Origin of the sequence: Pseudomonas sp. PDM30, assembly GCF_019218985.1 — a bacterium.
Taxonomy (GTDB): Bacteria; Pseudomonadota; Gammaproteobacteria; order Pseudomonadales; family Pseudomonadaceae; genus Aquipseudomonas; species Aquipseudomonas jessenii.
In genome coordinates this window covers 136,671-159,255 of sequence record NZ_JAHUWM010000001.1, presented here as the reverse complement: position 1 = coordinate 159,255, position 22,585 = coordinate 136,671, and the positions used below count along the sequence as shown (strand labels likewise).

Annotated in this window: 18 protein-coding genes; 14 read left to right on the top strand and 4 right to left on the bottom strand. The window is 61.2% G+C overall.

From position 1 onward, the window contains the following. The first annotated feature begins 63 nt into the window (after positions 1-63). The 14 genes from alg8 to KW840_RS00670 all read left to right on the top strand — a co-directional run bounded on the left by alg8 (position 64) and on the right by KW840_RS00670 (position 17,366). Complete coding sequence (alg8, locus tag KW840_RS00735) at positions 64-1,545, top strand: mannuronan synthase (RefSeq protein ID WP_057713388.1); 1,482 nt, start codon at positions 64-66, stop codon at positions 1,543-1,545. A 36-nt stretch (positions 1,546-1,581) separates the two neighbouring features. Further along, positions 1,582-2,751, top strand: coding sequence for an alginate biosynthesis protein Alg44 (locus KW840_RS00730; protein ID WP_057713387.1), 1,170 nt, complete (start codon positions 1,582-1,584; stop codon positions 2,749-2,751). Positions 2,752-2,766: 15 nt separating this feature from the next. Then, positions 2,767-4,269 carry an alginate biosynthesis TPR repeat lipoprotein AlgK gene (gene algK, locus KW840_RS00725; RefSeq protein WP_218494235.1) on the top strand — a complete coding sequence of 501 codons (1,503 nt, stop codon included), beginning with the start codon at positions 2,767-2,769 and terminating at the stop codon, positions 4,267-4,269. Then, positions 4,266-5,750 carry an alginate export family protein gene (locus KW840_RS00720; protein ID WP_090457585.1) on the top strand — a complete coding sequence of 495 codons (1,485 nt, stop codon included), beginning with the start codon at positions 4,266-4,268 and terminating at the stop codon, positions 5,748-5,750. The genes algK and KW840_RS00720 overlap by 4 nt, the downstream gene beginning before the upstream one ends. A gap of 26 nt (positions 5,751-5,776) precedes the next feature. After that, positions 5,777-7,351 carry a mannuronan 5-epimerase AlgG gene (gene algG / locus KW840_RS00715; protein WP_057713384.1) on the top strand — a complete coding sequence of 525 codons (1,575 nt, stop codon included), beginning with the start codon at positions 5,777-5,779 and terminating at the stop codon, positions 7,349-7,351. 10 nt (positions 7,352-7,361) lie between these two features. Then, positions 7,362-8,810 carry an alginate O-acetyltransferase gene (locus tag KW840_RS00710; protein WP_218494234.1) on the top strand — a complete coding sequence of 483 codons (1,449 nt, stop codon included), beginning with the start codon at positions 7,362-7,364 and terminating at the stop codon, positions 8,808-8,810. Positions 8,811-8,818: 8 nt separating this feature from the next. Further along, a complete protein-coding gene (locus KW840_RS00705) occupies positions 8,819-9,943 on the top strand; it encodes a mannuronate-specific alginate lyase (protein ID WP_057713382.1) in 1,125 nt (374 codons plus the stop codon). Between the two features lie 213 nt (positions 9,944-10,156). Then, positions 10,157-11,722 (top strand): MBOAT family protein, encoded by a 1,566-nt coding sequence (locus tag KW840_RS00700; RefSeq protein WP_218494233.1) that lies wholly within the window; start codon positions 10,157-10,159, stop codon positions 11,720-11,722. Between the two features lie 11 nt (positions 11,723-11,733). Then, a complete protein-coding gene (locus KW840_RS00695) occupies positions 11,734-12,909 on the top strand; it encodes an alginate O-acetyltransferase (RefSeq protein WP_057713380.1) in 1,176 nt (391 codons plus the stop codon). A gap of 14 nt (positions 12,910-12,923) precedes the next feature. Next, a complete protein-coding gene (locus KW840_RS00690) occupies positions 12,924-13,580 on the top strand; it encodes an alginate O-acetyltransferase AlgF (RefSeq protein ID WP_057713379.1) in 657 nt (218 codons plus the stop codon). Positions 13,581-13,767: 187 nt separating this feature from the next. Then, positions 13,768-15,219 (top strand): mannose-1-phosphate guanylyltransferase/mannose-6-phosphate isomerase, encoded by a 1,452-nt coding sequence (locus KW840_RS00685; protein ID WP_057713378.1) that lies wholly within the window; start codon positions 13,768-13,770, stop codon positions 15,217-15,219. 289 nt (positions 15,220-15,508) lie between these two features. Continuing rightward, positions 15,509-15,973 (top strand): hypothetical protein, encoded by a 465-nt coding sequence (locus KW840_RS00680; protein ID WP_057713377.1) that lies wholly within the window; start codon positions 15,509-15,511, stop codon positions 15,971-15,973. 34 nt (positions 15,974-16,007) lie between these two features. Continuing rightward, positions 16,008-16,832: an SDR family oxidoreductase gene (locus tag KW840_RS00675; RefSeq protein ID WP_154860489.1), complete on the top strand. Its 825-nt coding sequence runs from the start codon at positions 16,008-16,010 to the stop codon at positions 16,830-16,832. Between the two features lie 144 nt (positions 16,833-16,976). Then, entirely contained in the window at positions 16,977-17,366 is a 390-nt protein-coding gene (locus KW840_RS00670; RefSeq protein ID WP_218494499.1) for a DUF4440 domain-containing protein, read from the top strand. A 115-nt stretch (positions 17,367-17,481) separates the two neighbouring features. On the opposite strand, the gene KW840_RS00665 is transcribed toward KW840_RS00670, so the two are convergent. Genes KW840_RS00665 through KW840_RS00650 form a run of 4 tightly spaced genes read right to left on the bottom strand, consistent with a single transcriptional unit; the run spans position 17,482 to position 22,304 of the window. Beyond that, positions 17,482-18,345: an HlyD family secretion protein gene (locus tag KW840_RS00665; protein WP_057395860.1), complete on the bottom strand. Its 864-nt coding sequence runs from the start codon at positions 18,343-18,345 to the stop codon at positions 17,482-17,484. A 24-nt stretch (positions 18,346-18,369) separates the two neighbouring features. Then, positions 18,370-18,570, bottom strand: a complete 201-nt coding sequence (locus KW840_RS00660; RefSeq protein ID WP_218494232.1) for a DUF1656 domain-containing protein — start codon at positions 18,568-18,570, stop codon at positions 18,370-18,372. Further along, positions 18,560-20,752 (bottom strand): FUSC family protein, encoded by a 2,193-nt coding sequence (locus KW840_RS00655; RefSeq protein WP_218494231.1) that lies wholly within the window; start codon positions 20,750-20,752, stop codon positions 18,560-18,562. Before KW840_RS00655 ends, KW840_RS00660 begins: the two co-directional genes overlap by 11 nt. A 52-nt stretch (positions 20,753-20,804) precedes the next feature. Beyond that, complete coding sequence (locus KW840_RS00650) at positions 20,805-22,304, bottom strand: efflux transporter outer membrane subunit (RefSeq protein WP_218494230.1); 1,500 nt, start codon at positions 22,302-22,304, stop codon at positions 20,805-20,807. Positions 22,305-22,585 lie beyond the last annotated feature (281 nt).

Sequence of the window (22,585 nt, the reverse complement as noted above, 5' to 3'; positions counted from 1 at the left end):
GTTCAAAGCTCCTCGCTTGGGGCTTGAAGCTTGGGGCTTGCAACTGACTTTAGGATTCCGATTATGCACAGGCTAAAACACGGCCTACTCCAGGCCGCCGGTTGGCTGTTCTACCTGAGTTTACTGATGGGCCTCGCCATGGCGTTGCCCGTGTCCACGTTCGACTCCGAGTCGAAGGACTTTATTTTCCTGATTGGCGCCGTGGGTATCTGGCGCTATTCGATGGGTGCCACCCACTTTGTGCGCGGCATGATTTTTCTGTACATCGTCTACCCGCACCTGCGGCGCAAAGTGCGCAAGCTGGGCAAAGCGGCTGACCCGTCCCACGTGTTCCTGATGGTCACCAGTTTCCGCATCGACGCCCTGACCACCGCGCAGGTCTACAGCTCGGTGATCCGCGAGGCCATCGACTGCGGTCTGCCGACCACCGTGGTCTGCTCCATCGTGGAAATGTCCGATGAGCTGCTGGTCAAAAGCCTGTGGAAACGGATGAACCCGCCGTCCCGGGTCAAGCTCGACTTCGTGCGCATTCCCGGCACCGGCAAACGCGATGGCCTGGCCTACGGCTTCCGCGCCATCTCCCGGCACCTGCCGGATGATCGCGCCGTGGTTGCGGTGATCGATGGCGACACCGTGCTGGCCGAAGGCGTGGTGCTCAAGACCGTGCCGTGGTTCCAGATGTTCGGCAACGTCGGCGGCCTGACCACCAACGAATTCTGCGAAGTGCGCGGCGGCTACATCATGAGCGAATGGCACAAGCTGCGTTTCGCCCAGCGTCACATCAACATGTGCTCGATGGCCTTGTCCAAGCGCGTGCTGACCATGACCGGCCGCATGTCGGTGTTCCGCGCCACCGTGGTCACCAACCCGGACTTCATCGCCGACGTGGAAAGCGACTCGCTGCAACATTGGCGCCTGGGTCGCTTCAAGTTCCTTACCGGCGATGACAAGTCGAGCTGGTTCAGCCTGATGCGCCTGGGCTACGACACGTTCTATGTGCCCGACGCGGCGATCAACACCGTTGAACACCCGCCGGAAAAGAGCTTCATCAAGGCCAGCCGCAAACTGATGTTCCGCTGGTACGGCAACAACCTGCGGCAGAACTCCCGTGCCCTGGGCCTGGGGGTCAAACGCCTCGGCGTGTTCACTTCGGTGGTGCTGTTCGACCAGCGCGTGTCGATGTGGACCTCGCTGCTGGGCCTGACCGTGGCACTGATCGCCAGCTTCAAGTACGGCACCGCGTTCATCCTGGTGTACCTGCTGTGGATCGGCATCACCCGGTTCATCCTGACCTTGTTGCTGTCGTGCTCCGGACACCGGATCGGCCCGGCTTACCCGGCGATTCTCTATTACAACCAGATCGTCGGCGCGCTGGTGAAGATCTACGTGTTCTTCCGCCTCGACCAACAGTCCTGGACCCGCCAACCCACGTCTCTGACCCGTGATCTCGCCAGCTTTCAACGTTGGTTCAACACCTGGTCGTCTCGGACCATGACCTTCTCTGCCGGCAGCATTTTTGTCGCCGTGCTGCTGTTGATGGTCTGACCGCCCCCTTATTGAATTAACCAGGAAATCGCCTTTATGAATACCGCCGTCAACGCCAACGTAGTGCATGAATCCGAAGCCCAGCGCCAACACGCCCGAGTGAAAATCCCGGCCAAGTTGCGTTTCTTCGGCCCTGACCGGACGCCGGTCGAAGCCCGGGTGATCGACCTGTCCGCCGGTGGCCTGGCGTTCAACGCCGGTCAATTGCCGCTGAAGATGGGTGACGTGTACAAGGCCCGCCTGCAATTCGTCATCGACAACCTCGGCCTGGCCATGGACGTCGAGTTGCAGGTCCGCTCTTTCGATCGCGAGACCGGACGCGCCGGCTGCCAGTTCCAGAACCTGGAACCACGGGACATCTCGACCCTGCGCCACCTGATCACTTCGCACCTGGCTGGCGACATCGTCAGCGTGGGTGAAATGCTGGCGACCCTGCAGCGCGACAACTTCACCAAGGCGCGCAAGGTCAAGGACGGCGGCCACGGCATGTCCGCGTTCGGACGCCTGAAAGCCGTGACCTTCAGCCTGGGGATCTTCGTTGTCGGCGTGGCTGCATTCGGCTTTGTCTTCAAATCGGTGTATGGCATGTACTTCGTCAGCCACGCCCAGGCCGGTCTGGTCAGCGTGCCGGGCGTGAACATCACCATGCCCCGCGACGGCACCGTGCAGAGCCTGGTGAAAGCCGACGGTGTGGCCGCCAAGGGCGCACCGCTGGCGACCTTCAGCACCAGCATGCTCGACGTGCTCAAGGGCCATCTGGACGAAGACCAACTGCAACCGGCCAAGGTTGAAGAACTGTTCGGCAAGCAGATGACCGGCACCCTGACCTCGCCTTGCGACTGCACCGTGGCCCAGCAAATGGTCGCCAACGGTCAGTACGCCAGCAAGGGCGACGTGATCTTCCAACTGGTGCCGCGTAACAGCGAAGCCAATGTTGAAGCGCGCTTCTCCTATCGCCAGTTCGGCGACGTGCGCCCGGGTACTTCGGTGCGCTTCCAGATCGCCGGCGAGGACAAGAGCCGCACCGGCAAGATCGTCAGCAGCACCAGCCTGAAAAGCGCCGACCTGTCTTCGGACATCCGCGTGCTGATCCAGCCGGACGAAACCCTGGACAGCTCCCTCGCCGGCCGCCCGGTGGAAGTGAACAGCGACCGTGGCCCGAACCTGAACTGGCTGATCGACAAAGCCATGGCTGTCGGTCTTTAAGTCGAGGACATGCCTGTGACTACTCCAACCCTCAACACGCCGCCGACCCTGTGGGAGCGAGCTTGCTCGCGATGGGATCGACGCGGTCTGTCTGATGCACCGAGCCAGCCGCATCGCGAGCAAGCTCGCTCCCACATGGGATTTGCGTTCTGTTCGCTAGCCTTGGCGGTCAGCCTCAGCGGCTGCGCCGGCCTGCCCGACCAGCGCCTGGCCAACGAAGCGCTCAAACGTGGCGATACCGCCACCGCTGCGCAGAACTATCGGCAACTGGCCGACCTGGGCTACAGCGAAGCCCAGGTCGGCCTGGCCGATATCCAGGTCGACAGCCGTGACCCGGCGCAGATGAAACAGGCCGAGGCGACTTACCGCGCCGCGGCCAGCGTTTCGCCGCGCGCCCAGGCACGCCTCGGTCGTCTGCTGGTGGCCAAGCCCGGTTCCACCGAAGCGGAACAACACGAAGCCGAAACCCTGTTGAAAAAAGCCGCTGCGGCGGGCGAAGGCAATACGCTGATCCCGTTGGCGATGCTGTACCTGCAATACCCGCACAGCTTCCCCAACGTGAATGCCCAGCAGCAGATCAGCCAATGGCGCGCCGAAGGCAAGCCGGAAGCGGGTCTGGCGCAGGTGCTGCTCTATCGCACCCAGGGCACCTACGACCAGCATCTGGATGACGTGGAAAAAATCTGCAAGACCGCGCTCAACACCAGCGACATCTGCTACGTCGAACTGGCCACGGTTTATCAGAAACAGGCCAAGCCAGAGCAACAGGCCGAGCTGATCAAGCAGATGCAAGCGGCTCATGCCTATGGCACCGTTTCGGCGCAGCGCGTCGACAGCGTCGCCCGCGTGCTCGCCGATGCCTCCCTGGGCAAGACCGACGAGAAAACCGCGCAGTCGCTGCTAGAGCCGATCGCACCGGGCTACCCGGCGTCGTGGGTCTCCCTCGCGCAACTGCTCTACGACTTCCCCGAACTGGGCGACGTCGACCAGATGATGAAGTACCTGGACAACGGCCGCGCCGCCGACCAGCCCCGCGCCGAGCTGTTGCTGGGCAAGCTCTACTTCGAAGGCAAACTGGTACCGGCCGACGCCAAGGTTGCCGAAGCGCATTTCCAGAAAGCCGTCGGCCGTGAAGTCGCTGCCGATTACTACCTCGGCCAGATCTATCGCCGTGGCTACCTGGGCAAGGTCTATCCGCAGAAGGCCCTCGACCATCTGTTGACCGCTGCGCGCAACGGCCAGAACAGCGCCGACTTCGCCATTGCCCAACTGTTTTCCCAAGGCAAGGGCACCAAGCCTGATCCGCTGAACGCCTACGTTTTCAGCCAACTGGCCCTGGCCCAGAACACTCCGCAAGCCACCGAGCTTGCGCAAACAATCCAAACGCAATTGCCGCCCGACCGGTTGGCCGAAGCCCAACGCCTGTTGAAACAAGAACAGGCCGTGCGCGGTGCCCTGAGCCCGAACACGCCGGAACTGCATGCCCTGCAAGAAGAAGATGGCGAGGAATCCCAATGAAGTTGAATCCATTCATGAAGGCCGGCATTGGCCTGACATTCGCGCTGATCTGGTCTTGCCCGACGCTTGCTGCGATGACTGAAGAAACCAAGAACTTCGGCCTGGACGTAAAAATCACCGGCCAGTCCGAAGACGACCGTGACCTCGGCACCGCCGACGGCGGCGACGTCAACGGCGTCGGTCTCGACCTGCGTCCGTGGGTCTACGGCGAAAGCGGCGCGTGGAGCGCCTACGCCATGGGTCAGGCGGTGACGTCCACCGACATCATCGAGACCGACACCCTGCAACAATCCGATGGCGCCGAGAACACCGACAATGGTGATCGCGAGACCAAGAAAAACTACCTGGCGATGCGTGAGTTCTGGGTCGGCTACAGCGGCTTCACGCCCTACCCTGGCGAGATCCTGAAGCTCGGTCGCCAGCGCCTGCGCAATGACGACGGCCAATGGCGCGACACCAACATCGAAGCCCTTAACTGGACCTTCGACACCACCCTGCTGCGCGCCAACGTCGGTATCGCCGAACGCTTCAGCGAGTACCGCACCGACCTCAAGGAGCTCGCACCAGAGGACAAGGATCGCCTGCACGCTTACGCCGATGCGGCGTACCAGTGGACACCGGGCAACTGGGTGGGCATCCGCGGTCATCACACCCACGACGACGGCAAACTCGACTACGCACAACCGGGCGTGCCGAGCGATTCGCTGGACAAGAAACAGAACGGCGACATCAGCTGGCTCGGCCTCACCGCCGACAGCGACGCCTACAACTGGCGCAATACCAACACAGTCAACTACTGGGGCAGCATCACCGGCATGAGCGGCGACCGTGACACGGTCAATCCGCTGAACGCCGATGGTACCGCTCCCGCACAAGCCAAGCGCAGCGGCGATGTCGATGGCTGGGCCACCGATCTGGGTGTTCGCCTGCGCCTCGATCCGCAATGGCAAGTCGGTGCGGCCTACGCCCGCGCCAGCGAAGACTATGAACAGAACGGTCTGGAAAGTAACCGCTCGAACTACACCGGTACCCGCTCGCGCGTGCACCGTTTCGGCGAGGCCTTCCGTGGCGAAATGAACAACATGCAGAGCGCCACTCTGTTCGGTTCGTGGATGCTCAACGACGAATACGACGCCAGCCTGATCTACCACAAATTCTGGCGCGTCGACGGCAACAAGCCGGTCGGCAGCAACGGCATCGACGCAGTGCAGAACAATACCGATGACGTGACTGGCGCGATCCTCTCCAGTACGTCCCTGCCACTGAACGATGGCGAGAAAGACCTCGGTCAGGAAATGGACCTGGTGGTGACCAAGTACTTCAAGCAAGGCCTGTTGCCGGCTTCGATGAGTCAGGCGATCGATGAGCCTTCGGCCCTGGTGCGCTTTCGTGGCGGCGTGTTCAAGCCAGGCGATGCGTACGGCAAGGAAGTCGATTCGTACATGCACCGCGCGTTCATCGACGTGATCTGGCGCTTCTGATGCACATTGCGAAGGGAGTCTCCCAGATGAATCATCCAGCCCGAAAAGGCTCGATCAGCCTGCTGGCCGGCGCGATGCTGCTGGCCAGTGCGACTGGCTTCGCCAATGTGGAGCCGGCGAAGCCGGCAACCACGGCCAAGGAACTGCAACAGGCCAAGACCTACACCGTCAGCAGCGCACCGACCGCGCCGCTGGAACTGGCCACGCCGAAACTGCCGGACGTTTCCGGCTACACAGCCGAAGCTATCGCCGCGAAGATCGTGCGCAGCAAACCGGGCAAGATCAGCCTGCGCCGGATGATGCAGGAAGACGCCCTGAAGGACTTCATTGGTGGCGACAACAAGATGGCCGAGTGGGTAGTGCGTCAGCACGGTATCCCCCAGGCGATCTTCGTCGACGACGGCTACATGAACCTCAAGGACCTGGCGAAAAAGGTACCCAAGCAGTACTTCAGCGAAACCTCGCCGGGTGTGTTCCTGGCGAAGTTGCCGATCGTGGTCGGTCGCCACGGCATCCTGGAAATCGACAAACAGACCCAGGAACTGCGCCTGTCCCAGGAAGCCGGCTCGTTCCTGGTCAACGACGGCCAGCTGTTCGTGCGTGACACAAAAATCACTGGCTGGCGCGAGAAAGACAACGGCCCGGCGACGTTCAATTCGCCCAAGGAATTCCGTCCGTTCCTGCTGTCCTGGGGCGGTACCGAGACCTACATCGCCAACAGCAAGATCGCCAGTTTCGGCTACGCCAACAGTAAATCCTACGGCGTGAGTATTTCCCAGTACACGCCGAACATGGCCAAGGTGCTCAAGCGCCCTGAGCCGACCGGCTGGATCGTCGGCTCCGAGTTCTCGGACATGTGGTACGGCTTCTACTGCTATGAAACCCGCGACTTCGTGGTCAAGGGCAACACCTACAAAGACAACATCGTCTACGGCATCGACCCCCACGACCGTTCCCACGGTCTGATCATTGCCGACAACACGGTGTACGGGACCAAGAAGAAGCACGGGATCATTATTTCCCGTGAGGTCAACGACAGCTTCATCTTCAACAACCGCAGCTACGACAACAAGTTGTCGGGCCTGGTGATCGACCGTAACAGCGTGAACAACCTGATCGCCCACAACGAGATCTACCAGAACCACACCGACGGCATCACCCTCTACGAGAGTGCCGACAACCTGCTGTGGGGCAACAAGGTCGTCAGCAACCGCCGCCACGGCATCCGCATTCGTAACAGTGTGAACATTCGCCTGTACGAAAACGTCGCCATGGCCAACGGCCTGACCGGCGTCTACGGGCACATCAAGGACCTGAGCAACACCGACCGTGACATCAAGCTCGACCCGTTCGACGCCCAGGTGTCGCTGATCGTGGTCGGCGGTGAACTGGCGGCCAACGGCAGCGGGCCGCTGTCCATCGACTCGCCGCTGAGTGTCGAGTTGTATCGCGTGTCCATGCTCGCCCCGACCAAATCCAGCGGCATCAGCTTTTCGGGGATTCTCGGCGAGCGCCAGGATGAAATTCTCGACCTGCTGGTGCGCCAGCAGAAAGCCGTGCTGATCGACCCCGTCGAACGCCAGACCGAAATGCGGGACTGAGGATAATCTTATGCACCCACACTTGATCAAATTACTCAGCCTGTCGGCCCTGACCGCCGGCATTCTCGCCGCCAGCAGTGGTGCTCGCGCCGATGAGGTCAAAGCGCCTAGCTTCACCGCAGAACCGTGCTGCAGCCTGTGCCCGGCCGCCCACGATGCGAAGAACTACACCACCCGTTATCAGCAGAACTTCACCACCCTGGTACAGGCCCAGGGCGACTGGCTGTTCCGGACCCAGGAAGACCTGCGCACCGAATTCGACACCACGCCCGCCGGCTACAAACGCATGAAACAACTGCACGATGCGTTCAAGAGCAAAGGTGTGGAACTGGTCATCGTGTACCAGCCGACCCGTGGCCTGGTGAACCGCAACAAACTCAACCCGGCGGAGAAAGCCAGCTTCGACTTCGACAAGGCGCTGCAGAACTACAAGACCATGCTCGGTCGTTTCGCGCAGATGGGCTATGTCGTCCCGGACCTTTCGCCGCTGACCAACGAGTCGTTGCCCGACACCCTGCCCGCCCACGATTTCTACTTCCGTGGCGACCAGCACTGGACGCCGTACGGTGCCCAGCGCACGGCGAAAATCGTCGCCGAGAAAGTCAAACAGTTGCCTGAATTCGCCGACATTCCCAAGCGCGAATTCGAGACCAAAAAGTCGGGGCGCATGGGCAAGACCGGAACATTGCACAACATGGCCGGTCAACTCTGTGGCACCAGCTATGCGATCCAGTACATGGATCAGTTCACCACCGAGCCGAAGGGCGAAGCGGGCGATGGCGATCTGTTCGGCGATTCCGGCAATCCGGAAATCACCCTGGTCGGTACCTCCCACAGCGGCAAGAACTACAACTTCGCCGGTTTCCTCGAAGAGGCCATCGGCGCCGACATTCTCAACGTGGCGTTCCCCGGCGGCGGCCTGGAAGGTTCGATGCTGCAGTACCTGGGCAGCGACGAGTTCCAGAAGAACCCGCCGAAGATTCTCATCTGGGAATTCTCGCCGCTGTATCGCCTCGACCAGGAAACCATCTACCGCCAGATGATGGCGCTGCTGGACAACGGTTGCGAAGGCAAGGATGCGCAGATGTCCGGCAGCACCACCCTGAAGCCGGGCAAGAATGAACTGATGGTCAACAGCAAAAACCTGAACCTGCAAAACGGCAGTCACCAGGTCGACATCCGCTTCGCCGACACCTCGGTGAAAACCCTGCAAGCCACCCTCTGGTACATGAACGGACGCCACGAGGACATCAAGATCGAAAAACCGGAAACCTCCGATACCGACGGGCGTTTCGCCTTCGAGTTGCGCACGGACGAAGACTGGGCCACGCAGAATCTGCTGGCCGTCGAAATCCAGGGGCCTGAAAACGCCACCACGCCACAGAAAGTCGAAGCGAAAATCTGCAAACGCAACGTATTCCCGAGCGCCGAACAGCGTACTGCTTCGGTCGGGCAATGAGGTCTGCTATGCGAAATCCGATACTTTCAAAATTGTTGGCACCCACCCTGTTAAGCCTGGCGATGTTCGCCGGTGCAGCGCAGGCTGCGGCGCCACTGCGCCCGCCGCAGGGATACTTCGCGCCGATTGAAAAAATCAAAACCGGCGACAAGAGCGAAGGCTGCGATGCGATGCCGACGCCGTACACCGGCTCGCTGCAATTTCGCAGCAAATACGAAGGTTCGGACAAGGCCCGCGCGACCCTGAACGAGCAGTCGGAAAAAGCCTTCCGCGAAAGCACCGCCGACATCACCAAGATCGAGCGAGGCATCAGTAAGCGCGTGATGCAGTTCATGCGTGACGGCCGCCCGGAACAACTGGAGTGCACGCTGACCTGGTTGACCGCCTGGGCCAAGGCCGATGCGCTGATGTCCAAGGACTTCAACCACACCGGCAAGTCCATGCGCAAATGGGCGTTGGGCAGCATGGCGTCGTCGTACATTCGCCTGAAATTCTCCGACTCCCGTCCGCTGGCCAACCATCAGCAAGAGTCGCAGCTGATCGAAGCCTGGTTCAGCAAGATGGCCGACCAGGTAGTCAGCGACTGGGACAACCTGCCGCTCGACCAGACCAACAACCACTCGTACTGGGCCGCCTGGTCGGTGATGGCCACGTCCGTCGCCACCAACCGTCGCGACCTGTTCGACTGGGCAGTGAAGGAATACAAGGTCGGCGCCAACCAGGTCGACGCCGACGGCTACCTGCCCAACGAACTCAAGCGTCAGCAACGGGCCCTGGCCTACCACAACTACGCCCTGCCGCCGCTGGCGATGATCGCCAGTTTCGCCCAGGTCAACGGTGTGGATTTGCGCCAGGAAAACAACGGCGCATTGAAACGCCTGGGTGATCGCGTGCTCGCCGGGGTGAATGACCCGGATGAGTTCGAGGAAAAGAACGGCAAGGAACAGGACATGACCGACTTGAAGGTCGACTCGAAATTCGCCTGGCTCGAACCGTTCTGCTCGCTCTACACCTGCTCGCCCGAGGTGCTGGCGAAGAAGCACAAGATGCAACCGTTCAAGACCTTCCGCCTCGGCGGTGACCTGACCAAGGTCTACGACCCGGCCAATGAAAAGGGCAGCAAGGGTTCTTGAAGACAGACACAAAACCTGTGGGAGCGAGCTTGCTCGCGATAGCGGTCTGACATTCAACATCGATGTCGACTGACACTCCCTCATCGCGAGCAAGCTCGCTCCCACAGGGTCGGTGTCGAAAGTGAGTTTTGTGAGTTAGCCCCCCGGATTTCCGTGGGGGGTTTGGGGGGGCCGTTGGCCCTTGACTGTTGGTTCAAACAAGGAGAGATCGGGATGGTTTTTTCGTCCAACGTGTTCCTGTTTTTATTCTTGCCGATCTTCCTCGGCTTGTACTATCTGAGCGGGCAACGCTATCGCAATTTGCTGCTGCTGATTGCCAGTTACGTGTTCTACGCCTGGTGGCGTGTGGACTTCCTCGCGCTGTTCGCCGGCGTTACGCTGTGGAACTACTGGATCGGCCTGAAAGTCGGTGCCGCCGGGGTCAGGACCAAACCGGCGCAGCGCTGGCTGCTGCTCGGCGTGGCTGTCGACCTGTGCATCCTCGGCTACTTCAAGTACGCCAACTTCGGCGTCGACAGCATCAACGCAATGATGACGTCGGTGGGCCTGGAACCCTTCATCCTGACCCACGTGCTGCTGCCGATCGGGATCTCGTTCTACGTCTTCGAGTCCATCAGCTACATCATTGACGTCTACCGTGGCGACACCCCGGCGACCCGCAACCTGATCGACTTCGCAGCGTTCGTGGCGATCTTCCCGCACTTGATCGCGGGCCCCGTGTTGCGTTTCCGTGACCTGGCCGACCAGTTCAACAACCGCACCCACACCCTCGACAAGTTCTCCGAGGGCTGCACGCGGTTCATGCAGGGTTTCATCAAGAAAGTCTTCATCGCCGACACCCTGGCGGTGGTGGCCGACCACTGCTTTGCCCTGCAAAACCCGAGCACGGGCGATGCCTGGCTCGGCGCCCTGGCGTATACCGCGCAGTTGTATTTCGACTTCTCCGGTTACAGCGACATGGCCATCGGCCTGGGCTTGATGATGGGTTTCCGCTTCATGGAAAACTTCAAGCAGCCGTACATCAGCCAGTCGATCACCGAGTTCTGGCGGCGCTGGCACATCAGCCTGTCGACCTGGCTGCGTGACTACCTGTACATCACCCTCGGCGGTAACCGCAAAGGCACGCTGATGACCTATCGCAACCTGTTCCTGACCATGCTGCTTGGTGGTCTGTGGCACGGCGCGAACATCACCTACATCGTCTGGGGTGCGTGGCACGGCATGTGGCTGGCGATTGAAAAAGCCATCGGCCTGAACACCTCGCCACGCAGTTTCAACCCGATCCGCTGGGCACTGACCTTCCTGCTGGTGGTGATGGGCTGGGTGATCTTCCGCGCGGAAAACCTGCACGTCGCCGGGCGCATGTACGGTGCGATGTTCAGCTTCGGCGACTGGTCGCTGTCGGAACTCAACCAGGCCAGCCTCACCGGTCTGCAAGTGGCGACCCTGATCGTGGCCTACGTGACCCTGGCGTTCTTCGGCCTGCGCGACTTCTACAACAACCAGCCTCCGGTCAAGACCAAGCCTGCCGTGAGCGTCGACACCGACGGCCCGGCCGCTGCGACACCGGGAACGATCAAGGCCGTGCCTGGAGATAACCCGGCGAGCATCCACCAGCCAGGCTACACCGTCGGCGTCGAAGCCCAGGTGCAACCGGCCTACTGGACCGCTGACTGGTCGCGTTACGTGATGCGTGCGCTGGTGCTGCTGCTGTTCATTGCCTCGATTCTCAAACTCTCGGCGCAGAGCTTCTCGCCGTTCCTTTACTTCCAGTTCTGAGGGATCTGACCATGACCCGCTCATTACGCATCTTCTACATCGCGCTGTTCCTGGTGACCTTGCTGGTGCTCGGTCTGTGGTCGGTGCGCAGCTTCTTCGGCTTCAGCACCAACGCCGATGCGACTGTGCTCAACGGCCGCTGGAGCAAAGCCGTGGAAACGCACTACGACGACGAGTTCCCGATCAAACGCCTGGGCACCAACCTCTGGGCCGCGCTGGATTTCAAACTGTTCAACGAAGGTCGTCCGGGCGTGGTGCTCGGTCGCGACCAGTGGTTGTACAGCGATGAAGAATTCCACCCGGTAGTCAACGAAGAGCTGAACCTGCAAGGCAACTACGCGCTGGTCGAAGGCGTACGCCAGACCTTGAAGGAAAAAGGCGTGCAACTGGTGATGGCGGTGGTGCCGGCCAAGGTGCGCCTGTACCCGGAACACCTCGGTGAAGTGAAACCGGCGAGCATCCACGCCAACCTCTACAAGGACTTCCACCAGCGCCTGGCCGCCGACCGTATTCCGGCCCCTGACCTGCTCGGCCCGCTGCAACAGGCCAAGCAGAATGGCCAGCAAGTGTTCCTGCGCACCGACACCCACTGGACGCCGCAAGGTGCCGAGATCGCCGCCAACCGTCTGGCCAGGACCATTGCCGACAAGTACCCGCTGAGCGGCGAGCCCCAGCGTTTCGTCACTGAACCTGCCGAAACCATTACGCACAAGGGCGACCTGCGTCTGTTCCTGCCACTGGACCCGCTGTTCGAAAACCTGATGCCAAAACAGGAGCAATTGCAGAAGCGCAATACGGTCGTGGCTGAAGATCAATCCGCCGGTGACGACGCGCTGTTCGCCAACACCGAAGTGCCGGTGGCCCTGATCGGCACCAGCTACAGCGCCAACCCCAACTGGAACTTCGTCGGTGCGCTCAAGCAAGCGCTGAACAGCGACGTGGTCAATTACGCCGAAGACGGCCACGGCCCAATTCTGCCGATGCTCAGCTACCTCAAGAGCGACGCCTTCAAGAACAGCCCGCCACAGGTGCTGATCTGGGAGTTCCCTGAACGATATCTGCCCGTGAACAACGAAATCGGCGACGCCGACCCGCAGTGGGTCGCAGAGCTTAAACAAGCCGGCGCCCGCCAACAAAACGTAGCTGCAAACACTAAATCCGAGACGCCCGACCGGGCGCAAAACTGAAAGAGAGGTACACCATGACTTTCACTACAACTCCTCGTCGTCTCGCTAAAAGCTTTGCCCTGGTTGCCGGCCTCAGCGTGCTGTCGGTACAGGCTTTCGCCGCAGGCGACGCCGCCCTGTACGGCCCGACCGCACCGAAAGGCTCGACCTTCGTGCGTATCTACAACGCCGGCAACGCCGAAGTCAGCGCCACCGTCGGCAGCACCAACCTGAGCGACGTCGCGCCACTGTCCAGCACTGACTTCAGCTTCATGCCGGGCGGCGACTACAGCGCCAAGGTTGGCAGCCAGACCCTGCCGGTGAAACTGGCCGGCGACCACTATTACACCCTGGTCAACAACGCCAGCGGCGCCCCGCAACTGATCGAAGAGCCGCCGTTCAAGAACAAACAGAAGTCCCTGGTACGCGTGCAAAACCTCAGCGACAAGGCGCTGACCTTGAAGACCGCCGACGGTAAGACCGACGTGGTCCCGAACGTTGCGCCCAAGGGCCGCGGCGAGCGTGAAATCAACCCGGTCAAGGTCAGCCTGGCCTTGTACGACGGCACCACCAAAGTCGGCGACGTAAAACCGGTCGCCCTGGAACGCGGTGAAGCCGCGGTGCTGTACGTCACCGGCAGCGGCAGCAGCCTGTCGCCGGTCTGGGTGAAACGCCCGGTGTCGACGCGCTAATACATTCGTCTGGCTTGACCCAATCCCTGTGGGAGCGGGCTTGCCCGCGATGAGGCCCTTGAGACCGCCATCGCAGGCAAGCCAGCTCCCACAAGGACCGAGGCGTCAATCCGGACACGGAACAAAAACAAGAGTGAAACGACAGAACGCAGTAGCTCTAACCAATCGATTTTCAAGGAGTAAAAACATGATTCCGGTGATCTTGTCAGGTGGTAGTGGCTCACGTCTTTGGCCGCTTTCCCGTAAGCAATTCCCCAAGCAGTTCCTGGCCCTGACCGGCGAACACACCCTGTTCCAGCAAACCCTGGAACGCCTGGTGTTCGAAGGCATGGATTCGCCAATCGTTGTCTGCAACAAGGACCACCGCTTTATCGTCAACGAGCAGTTGGCCGCGCGCAAGCTGGAAACCCAGCGCATCCTGATGGAACCGTTCGGTCGCAACACCGCGCCGGCCGTGGCCCTGACCGCGTTGATGCTGGTCAATGAAGGTCGCGACGAGCTGATGCTGGTGTTGCCGGCGGACCACGTGCTGGAAGACCAGAAAGCCCTGCAACGCGCCCTGGCCCTGGCCACCGTCGCCGCAGAAAACGGTGAAATGGTGCTGTTCGGCGTGCCGGCCACCAAGCCGGAAACCGGTTATGGCTACATCAAGTCGACCAACGACTCGCTGCTGCCTGAAGGCGTCAGCCGCGTCTCGCACTTCGTCGAAAAGCCCGACGTGAAACGCGCCACCGAGTTCGTCCAGTCCGGTGGTTACTTCTGGAACAGCGGCATGTTCCTGTTCCGCGCCAGCCGCTTCCTTGAAGAGCTGAAGAAGCACGATCCGGACATCTACGACACCTGCGTGCTGACCCTGGAGCGCAGCCACCAGGATGCCGACACCATCACCTTCGACGAAGCCACCTTCGCGTGCTGCCCGGACAATTCCATCGACTACTCGGTGATGGAAAAAACCCAACGCGCCTGCGTCGTGCCGCTGACCGCGGGCTGGAGCGATGTCGGCTGCTGGTCGTCGCTGTGGGAAGTCAATGCAAAAGACGCCAACGGCAACGTCACCAAAGGCGACGTGGTGATCCAGGACAGCAAAAACTGCATGATCCACGGCAACGGCAAGCTGGTGTCGGTGATCGGCCTGGAAAACATCGTCGTGGTCGAAACCAAGGACGCCATGATGATCGCCCACAAGGACAAGGTCCAAGGCGTGAAGCAGATGGTCAACACCCTCAACGAACAGGGCCGCAGCGAAACCCAGAACCACTGCGAGGTCTACCGTCCGTGGGGCTCCTACGACTCGGTGGACATGGGCGGCCGCTTCCAGGTCAAGCACATCTCGGTCAAACCGGGGGCTTGCCTGTCGCTGCAAATGCACCACCACCGCGCCGAGCACTGGATCGTGGTCAGCGGCACCGCCGAGGTGACCTGTGACGAGAACGTGTTCCTGCTGACCGAGAACCAGTCGACCTACATTCCGATCGCTTCGGTTCACCGTTTGCGCAACCCGGGCAAGATTCCGTTGGAGATCATCGAAGTTCAATCGGGCAGCTACCTGGGCGAAGACGATATCGAGCGGTTTGAAGATATCTACGGGCGCTCGACGCCGGTCGAGCGTGGCGTGTCGGTGAAAACCATCGCGCAGTAACGTTCAGTAAAACAGAAGCCCCCATCCAGCCTGCTGCGTTCCCTATCCGCAGCAGGCTGGGCGGGGGCTTTTTTTGTACTGAGTTTTTGTAGTGCCTTGCCTGGCCCCATCGCGAGCAAGCTCGCTCCCACAGGGTGTTGGGGTGATCACGGATTTTGTGCTCGGCTCGGTACACTGTGGGAGCGAGCTTGCTCGCGATGGGGCCAGTCGGCACACCACCGAATCGCCCATCGCCAACCCCACCTGCGCTTAGGTAGGATGACCCTCTCTATTCCCGAGATTTCACGTCATGTTCATCGGCGTCCTGCTGGTCATCACCTGGCTGATCCTGTTGCTGCGCTATCCGGCCAAGGCCTTGCCCGTATCCGTGGCCGCCGCCGTGGGGCTGGGCATCGTCGCCACCTGGGTCATCTGGATGGACCACCACGAACTCAAGCAACTGCAACGCCTGGAGTTACGCATCAGTTACGCGCCACAACAATGTCCCGCTGACCGCCCATTGCAATTGACCCTGAACAACGGCAATGACGTGCCGCTCACTGAGTTGCGCTGGCGGGTCGCGGCTTATGCACCGGGCGATACGGTGAACCTGGCCGACAATCAATACACCGCCCCGCGCTATCGTGGCCCTGGTGAATTGCAGGCCGGTGGTAACTGGGAAGACTGTTTGCCGCTGCCGCCACTGCGCCCTGGCTACCGTCCGGAAACCCTGGAGTTTCGCGCCGAGCGATTGCAGGGTAGTTTTTCCGACTGATCCCTCCCCCCCTCTTTTGCACAAGGAATGCGCCATGCCCGTTGCGTTGATTACCGGTTGCTCCAGCGGCATTGGCCGCGCCCTTGCCGACGCGTTCAAAGTCGCCGGCTATGAAGTCTGGGCCAGTGCGCGCAAGACCGAAGATGTTGCCATGCTGAACGCTGCCGGATTTACCGCTGTGCAACTGGACGTAAACGACGGTGTTGCCCTTGAGCAGTTGAGCGAGCGCATCAACCAGGAGCGCGGTGGTCTCGACGTGCTGATCAACAACGCAGGTTATGGCGCCATGGGACCGCTGCTCGATGGTGGCGTACCAGCCATGCAGCGCCAGTTCGAAACCAATGTGTTCGCCATCGTCGGCGTCACTCGCGCGATGTTTCCCGTGCTGCGCCGGACCAAAGGATTGGTCGTGAATATCGGCAGCGTTTCGGGTGTGTTGGTCACGCCATTCGCCGGCGCCTACTGCGCCTCGAAAGCCGCCGTGCATGCCTTGAGCGATGCCTTGCGCATGGAACTGGCGCCGTTCGGTGTGCGGGTCATGGAAGTCCAGCCGGGAGCCATCGCGTCCAGTTTCGCCAGGAATGCCGGGCACGAAGCCGAGCAACTGATCAGCGAACAGTCGCCATGGTTTCCGCTGCGCGAAGGCATACGCGCCCGGGCCAAAGCCTCTCAGGACAATCCGACCCCGGCCAGTGAATTTGCCGTCGGTTTGCTCAAGGCTGTGCAGCAGGACAAGCCACCGCGACTGATTCGCCTGGGCAATGGCAGCCGCGCGTTGCCGCTGCTGGCGGGTTTGTTGCCCAAGGGTTGGCTCGAGTCCGGGCTGATGAAGCGGTTCGGGCTGCGTGGGCAGCTCTGAGACCACGGTGCCCCTATCGCGAGCAAGCTCGCTCCCACAGGGATTGTGGGTATGAATGCCATCTATGCCACCCAGATGCCCCCTGTGGGAGCGAGCTTGCTCGCGATGGCGCCGGAACAAACACCCCAGAATTCAGGTATCAACATGACCGACTACACCGAATATTTCGACGAAGTGATCCAGGCCCACGTGGCCATCGAACAATGGCTGGCCGAAGAGCGGGACCTGTCCGAACTCGAACAACTGCTGACACGTTTTTCGCCGCAGTTCTCCATGGTCTCGCCGCTCGGCCGGGTGCTGGACTTTGATGCGCTGAACGAATTGTTCTCGCTGGCGGGCGGCAAGAAGCTCGGGTTCCGCATCGAGCTCAGTGAGTTGCGTGGTATTGCGTTGCACGACGGTGGCGCGACCGTGAGTTATCGCGAACAACAGACCGATGCGACCGGGCTGCATTCGGATCGTCGCTCGACCGTGGTGTTCGAGAAGGTGGAAGGCAAGATCCTTTGGCGGCATTTGCAGGAGACGTTTTTCTGATCAACTGTAGGAGCGAGCCTGCTCGCGATGGACGTCAACGATAACGCAGGCATTCAGAAAGCCCGCGTCGCTCTCAGGTTTTTCGCGAGCAGGCTCGCTCCTACAGGGGAATGGGTTATGCCCCATCACCTTGCTTGACCACCACCGTACACGTAATCCCCGCCGCCAACAGCACACCCTCCGGCACTTCATCGATGTGAATCCGCACCGGCACCCGCTGCGCCAAACGCACCCAGTTAAACGTCGGGTTCACATCGGCAATCAGCTCTCGGCTCTCCGGGTTGTCGCGGTCGTAGATGCCACGCGAGATGCTTTCCACGTGGCCCTTGAGTACTTCACCGCTCATCAGTTGCATGTCGGCTTTATCACCCACGCGCACGTGGGGCAGCTTGGTTTCTTCGAAGAAGCCGTAGACCCAGAACGAGTTCATGTCGACCACGGCCATTTTCGCCTCGCCGATGCGCGCGTAGTCGCCGCGATGCACGTTGAGGTTGGTCACGTAGCCGTCCACCGCCGCGCGCACCTCAGTGCGCTTGAGGTTGAGTTCGGCGGCTTCCAGTTGCGCCTGGGCCTGCTGGTAATCAGCCAGGGCCGAGTCGGCGAGGTTACTGGCGTCGTCACGGTTTTCCCGGGAGATCACCAGGTTGTCCATATCGGCGCGACGATGGGCGTTGACCTTGCGCATCTCCCAGGTCGCCTTGCGCGATGCCACCAGACTCTGTGCCTGTTTCACTGCGAGACGGTAGTGCTCGGGGTCGATCTGCATCAGCAAATCGCCCTTCTTCACCAACTGGTTGTCGCGCACCGGCACGTCCACCACTTCGCCGGTGACGTCGGCGGCGACATTGATGATATCGGCGCGCACGCGGCCGTCGCGGGTCCATGGCGTGTTCATGTAGTGCTCCCACAAGGAGCGGCCGATCCACAGCGCGAGAGCCAGCACCAGCAAGGTCGCGAGCAGGCTGAAAAACTTTTTCATCGGGGCATTCTCAGTGATAGAGAGTCAACGGTAGACAGTCAGCGCCAACGCGCCGAACAGAGAGGTAAACAGGCTCAGGCGCAGCAACGCCGGATGCCAGAAAAAACGGTACAGGTCGAACCCGGACAGGAACCGGTCCAGCGCCCAGGAAAGCGCCGCGGCGATGAAAAACATCAGGGTCATGGTCGGCATGTACACGCCGTGGAAGGCGATTTCACGAGGCATGTTCAAGTCCTTGGGGCTGGCTGTTTGCGAAGGCGGCGAGCGGTGATTGCGGATCGAGCAGAGAGGTGCGGATGAAGTGCAGGTAGCTCTTCACCCGGCGCAACGCCGAGGTATCGAAGTGCGGGGCGAAGGGTTCGTCGGTGGACTGCACACGGCTGATCGCGTGATCGACGGCAATCAGCGCGCGTTCGAGATTGCTGCTGTTCGGTTGCAGGAACAGCCGCACCAGCGCACGCCCCATCACCCGGATCGCCTGGCGCCACGGCTGGGATTCGGCATAGGCCGGATGCACCGGCAAAATCGCCTGTTCCTTGCGCAACTCGATGATCGCATGGCCGACTTCCAGCACTACGAACATCCAGCGCAGCAAGTCCCGCTGCACTTGCGGTTGGCCCGCCGCGAAGCCGTAGGCCTGATGCACCAGATCACGGGTCCGGCTTTCGAAACTCGATGCCAATCCCTTGAGCTTGCCGCTGATGGCGTACACCACCTGGCCGCGCAAATCCTGCTCCAGCCGACGCCACAGCCAGCGGCTGTTGGGCGGCAGAATGATCGCCCCGGCCGCTGCACACACCAGCATGCCCAGCACCATGGCGATGTAGTCGTTGATGAAGGTGTAGGGGTTGTAGACCGTGAGGTTGTCCGGCACCGAACCGGTGCTGAAGAAGATCAGCAAACCCAGACCGACGCCGACGTATTGCGGCCGCGAAGTCAGGAACGAGCCCAGCACGATCACCGGCGCGAGCATCACGCACAGCAACGGAAATCCGTCGATCCACGGGAAAATGAAAAACATCTCGACGAAGCCGATCAGCGCCCCGAGCAATGTCCCGCACGCCATCTGAAAGGCCATGCGTTTCGGGTTCGGGGTGGCGGCGGACAGGCCCACCGTCGCGGCGGCAATCAGGGTCATGGTCGCCCCGCTCGGCCAGGCGGTTGCCACCCAATAGCTGCCCAATACCGCCAGAATGAACGCTGCGCGAATTCCCGATGCTGCCGCTGCCATCCAGTTGGTTTGCGGGGTGAACGGCTCGTCCCAGCGCTCCCGTTCGTGACTGTGATCGGCCAGGGAGGCGTGGGTCTGTGCATAACCGTGCAAGTCTTCGACGAAACGATAGAGCAGCTCGTACGCCGTGTGGAAATCCAGTTGCTCGGCATCGCTCGGATCGCTCTGCTGGAACGTTGCCCGCAGACAGCGCACTCGCGCTGGCAAACCTTCCTTGTAGGCGCTCAGCACCATGACCAGACGCGCCGCATCGGCGCTGGTCAGGGCACGACCGCTGAAGCCGTCGAGCAACTCGGCGAGGTCCTGCAGACCCGGCTTGATGGCCACCACCACGGTGTCCGCCGCGCTGCTGCGCAAGCGTTCAAGCAACTGGTGCAAGGCATTGAAGCGCGTGGTGATGCCCATGAACTCACTGTTCAGGCGACTGAGCCGGCCATTGCGCCGACGCATGTGCGGGTCTTCGAACACCGTGACACTGCGCAAGCCTTCCAGGCCCACGGCTTCGGCGATGAAACGCACGTTGCCGGCCTCGAACGCCTCCCGCTGACTGCGACCGCGCAAGCCGTCGGTGACGAACAGGGCGAACACACCAAAGCGCTGATACAAGGCATTGCGCATCGCCGCGCTAGCCGATTGCGGCAGGATGGCGGCACTGATCAGGGTCGAACAGAGAATACCCAACGAGATTTCCAGCACCCGCCAGACCGCCGCCATGAACGCCCCCTCCGGGTGGGCCAGCGCGGGCAAGCCGACCATCGCCGCGGTGTATCCGGCGAGGACGAAACCGTAGGCGCGGAAGTTGCGGCAGCGGGCGGCGCCGGCCGTGCAGATACCGACCCAGATCGCCAACGAACCGAGGAATAGCTCAGTGTTCTGCGCAAACAGGGCGATCAGCGCGACCATCACCGCCGACCCGGCCAGGGTGCCGAGAAAACGATAGAAACTCTTGGCGAACACCTGGCCGCTTTGCGGCTGCATGACAATGAACACGGTGATCATCGCCGTACGCGGTTGCGGCAGCTCCAGGCGCATGGCCAGCCATAACGCCAGGAATGCCGCGAACAGTACCTTGAAAATGTAGACCCAAGTCACGCCGTCGCTGCGTGCCCAGTCGAAGAAACCCCGGCGCCATTCCAGGGAGTACAGCCAGCGCAAGGGTGCGGGCAAGGGAGTCATGAAATCCTGCTCAATAAAAATAAGGTCAGACTCAGGACCTGTGGGTTCGTGTTCAACGCAAAAGGCTCGGGGTTTTCGGCACTTGAGTCTGTTCGGCGTTCGGCACGTCAATACCGGCACCGAGACCACCGCCCAACGCCGTCACCAGTTCGGCATGGGCACTGAGGCGCGCCGCCTGAACCTGCTGCTGCACTTGCTGCTGCTTGAACAACAAGGTCTGGGCATTGAGCACGTTGAGGTAGTCGGTCAGGCCACGCTGGTAGGCGATCATGGCGATGTCGTAGGTCTTCTGCGCAGTGGCCACCGACTCGGCGGCGAAAGCCTGCTGTTTGTCCATGGATTCGCGGCGGATCAACTGGTCAGAGATGTTTTTCAGGGCATTGACCAGGGTCTGGTTGTACTTGGCCACGGCGATGTCATAACCCGCCGAGGCTTCGCCCAACTCCGAGCGCAAGCGCCCGCCATCGAAGATCGGTAACGAAATCGCCGGCCCCACGCTGTAGTTGAGTTTCTTGCCGGTCAAGAACTCCAGGGCTCCACCGCCGGTGGCCATGTAGCCAAGGCTGCCGACCAGATCGACGTTCGGGTAGAAACCGGCATGGGCGACATCGATACCCCGCGCCTGCGCCGCCACTTGCCAACGGCTGGCGACCACGTCCGGGCGTTGGCCGAGCAATTGCGCCGGCAGCGACGACGGCAGTTTCAGTGGCGCACCCAGTGACAGCGTCGGCCGCTGCAACTGCGCGCCCTCCCCCGGGCCCTTGCCGGCGAGGGCGGCGAGCTGGTTGCGGCTCAAGGCGATTTCTTCGTCGAGGGCGTCGATCTGACGATGGGTTTCCGGCAGCGGTGTTTCAGCCTGGCTGACTTCGAAATGGGTACCGATGCCGCCGTCCAGGCGCTTCTGTGCCAGATCGAGAATCTGCTGTTGCTGCTTCAAGGTCGCTTCAACGATGTCCCGCTGGGCGTAATGCAACGACAACTCGATGTAGACCCGTACGATGTTGTCCTGCAATTCGAGCTGGGCCTGACGCGCTTCGGCAACGCTCATGTGCGCCATGTCCACGGCGCGCTCGGTGGCATTGCTTTCGCGGCCCCAGAGGTCGAGGGCATAGCTGAAACCCAGCGCTGCGTTATTGTCCCAAGTGGTGCTGTTGGCCAGCTCACCGGGGCCATAGAACTGGTCGGTAGGCCAGTTGTGACGCTTGAGGGTGGACTCGCCATTGATCTGCAGCGATTCGGCCGCTTCGGCCACGCCGGCCATGGACCTGGCCTGACGCACCCGGGCGGCGGCCATGGCCAGCGTCGGGCTGTCTTGCAGGGCGAGGTCGATCCAGCGATTCAGTTGCGGGTCGCCGTAGGCTTGCCACCATTGTGCAGTGGGCCAGTGGGCATCCTGCGCGGCGCTCTGGATCGCTTCGTCGGTAGCCAGTGAGTTGGCCTCCAGCGCCTTGCCCTGTGGGGCAATACCTCCGGTTCCGATGCAGCCGCTGATTGCCAGGGTTAAAGCCAAAACACTGAGCGGCTGAAGCGCTCTGCTGATGCGACGCGGCACTGCTGCGATTTCCTGAAATAGGGGGAGGTACACGTTTTTTGGAAACAGCGCCGCATTTGTGGGAGCGAGCTTGCTCGCGATAGCGGAGCCACATTCAACATCTGTGTTGGCTGAACCGCCGCCATCGCGAGCAAGCTCGCTCCCACAGGTTGTGCGGCTGGGGCCGTGCCCCCGGTTTGCCAAGTTGCGCAATTCTATGGGGCGGCCTGAATGGCGATAAGCTGGGATTCCTGTGAATCTTTGTTACCGTTAACGAGATAATCCGTTGGTAGATCTTTAGT

What these genes read in the sequence shown, in the direction of transcription:
- alg8 (WP_057713388.1), top strand. Translation starts at nt 64, where the DNA reads ATGCACAGGCTAAAACACGGCCTACTCCAGGCCGCCGGTTGGCTGTTC.
- KW840_RS00730 (WP_057713387.1), top strand. Translation starts at nt 1,582, where the DNA reads ATGAATACCGCCGTCAACGCCAACGTAGTGCATGAATCCGAAGCCCAG.
- KW840_RS00720 (WP_090457585.1), top strand. Translation starts at nt 4,266, where the DNA reads ATGAAGTTGAATCCATTCATGAAGGCCGGCATTGGCCTGACATTCGCG.
- algG (WP_057713384.1), top strand. Translation starts at nt 5,777, where the DNA reads ATGAATCATCCAGCCCGAAAAGGCTCGATCAGCCTGCTGGCCGGCGCG.
- KW840_RS00710 (WP_218494234.1), top strand. Translation starts at nt 7,362, where the DNA reads ATGCACCCACACTTGATCAAATTACTCAGCCTGTCGGCCCTGACCGCC.
- KW840_RS00705 (WP_057713382.1), top strand. Translation starts at nt 8,819, where the DNA reads ATGCGAAATCCGATACTTTCAAAATTGTTGGCACCCACCCTGTTAAGC.
- KW840_RS00700 (WP_218494233.1), top strand. Translation starts at nt 10,157, where the DNA reads ATGGTTTTTTCGTCCAACGTGTTCCTGTTTTTATTCTTGCCGATCTTC.
- KW840_RS00695 (WP_057713380.1), top strand. Translation starts at nt 11,734, where the DNA reads ATGACCCGCTCATTACGCATCTTCTACATCGCGCTGTTCCTGGTGACC.
- KW840_RS00690 (WP_057713379.1), top strand. Translation starts at nt 12,924, where the DNA reads ATGACTTTCACTACAACTCCTCGTCGTCTCGCTAAAAGCTTTGCCCTG.
- KW840_RS00685 (WP_057713378.1), top strand. Translation starts at nt 13,768, where the DNA reads ATGATTCCGGTGATCTTGTCAGGTGGTAGTGGCTCACGTCTTTGGCCG.
- KW840_RS00680 (WP_057713377.1), top strand. Translation starts at nt 15,509, where the DNA reads ATGTTCATCGGCGTCCTGCTGGTCATCACCTGGCTGATCCTGTTGCTG.
- KW840_RS00675 (WP_154860489.1), top strand. Translation starts at nt 16,008, where the DNA reads ATGCCCGTTGCGTTGATTACCGGTTGCTCCAGCGGCATTGGCCGCGCC.
- KW840_RS00670 (WP_218494499.1), top strand. Translation starts at nt 16,977, where the DNA reads ATGACCGACTACACCGAATATTTCGACGAAGTGATCCAGGCCCACGTG.
- KW840_RS00665 (WP_057395860.1), bottom strand. Translation starts at nt 18,345, where the DNA reads ATGAAAAAGTTTTTCAGCCTGCTCGCGACCTTGCTGGTGCTGGCTCTC.
- KW840_RS00660 (WP_218494232.1), bottom strand. Translation starts at nt 18,570, where the DNA reads ATGCCTCGTGAAATCGCCTTCCACGGCGTGTACATGCCGACCATGACC.
- KW840_RS00655 (WP_218494231.1), bottom strand. Translation starts at nt 20,752, where the DNA reads ATGACTCCCTTGCCCGCACCCTTGCGCTGGCTGTACTCCCTGGAATGG.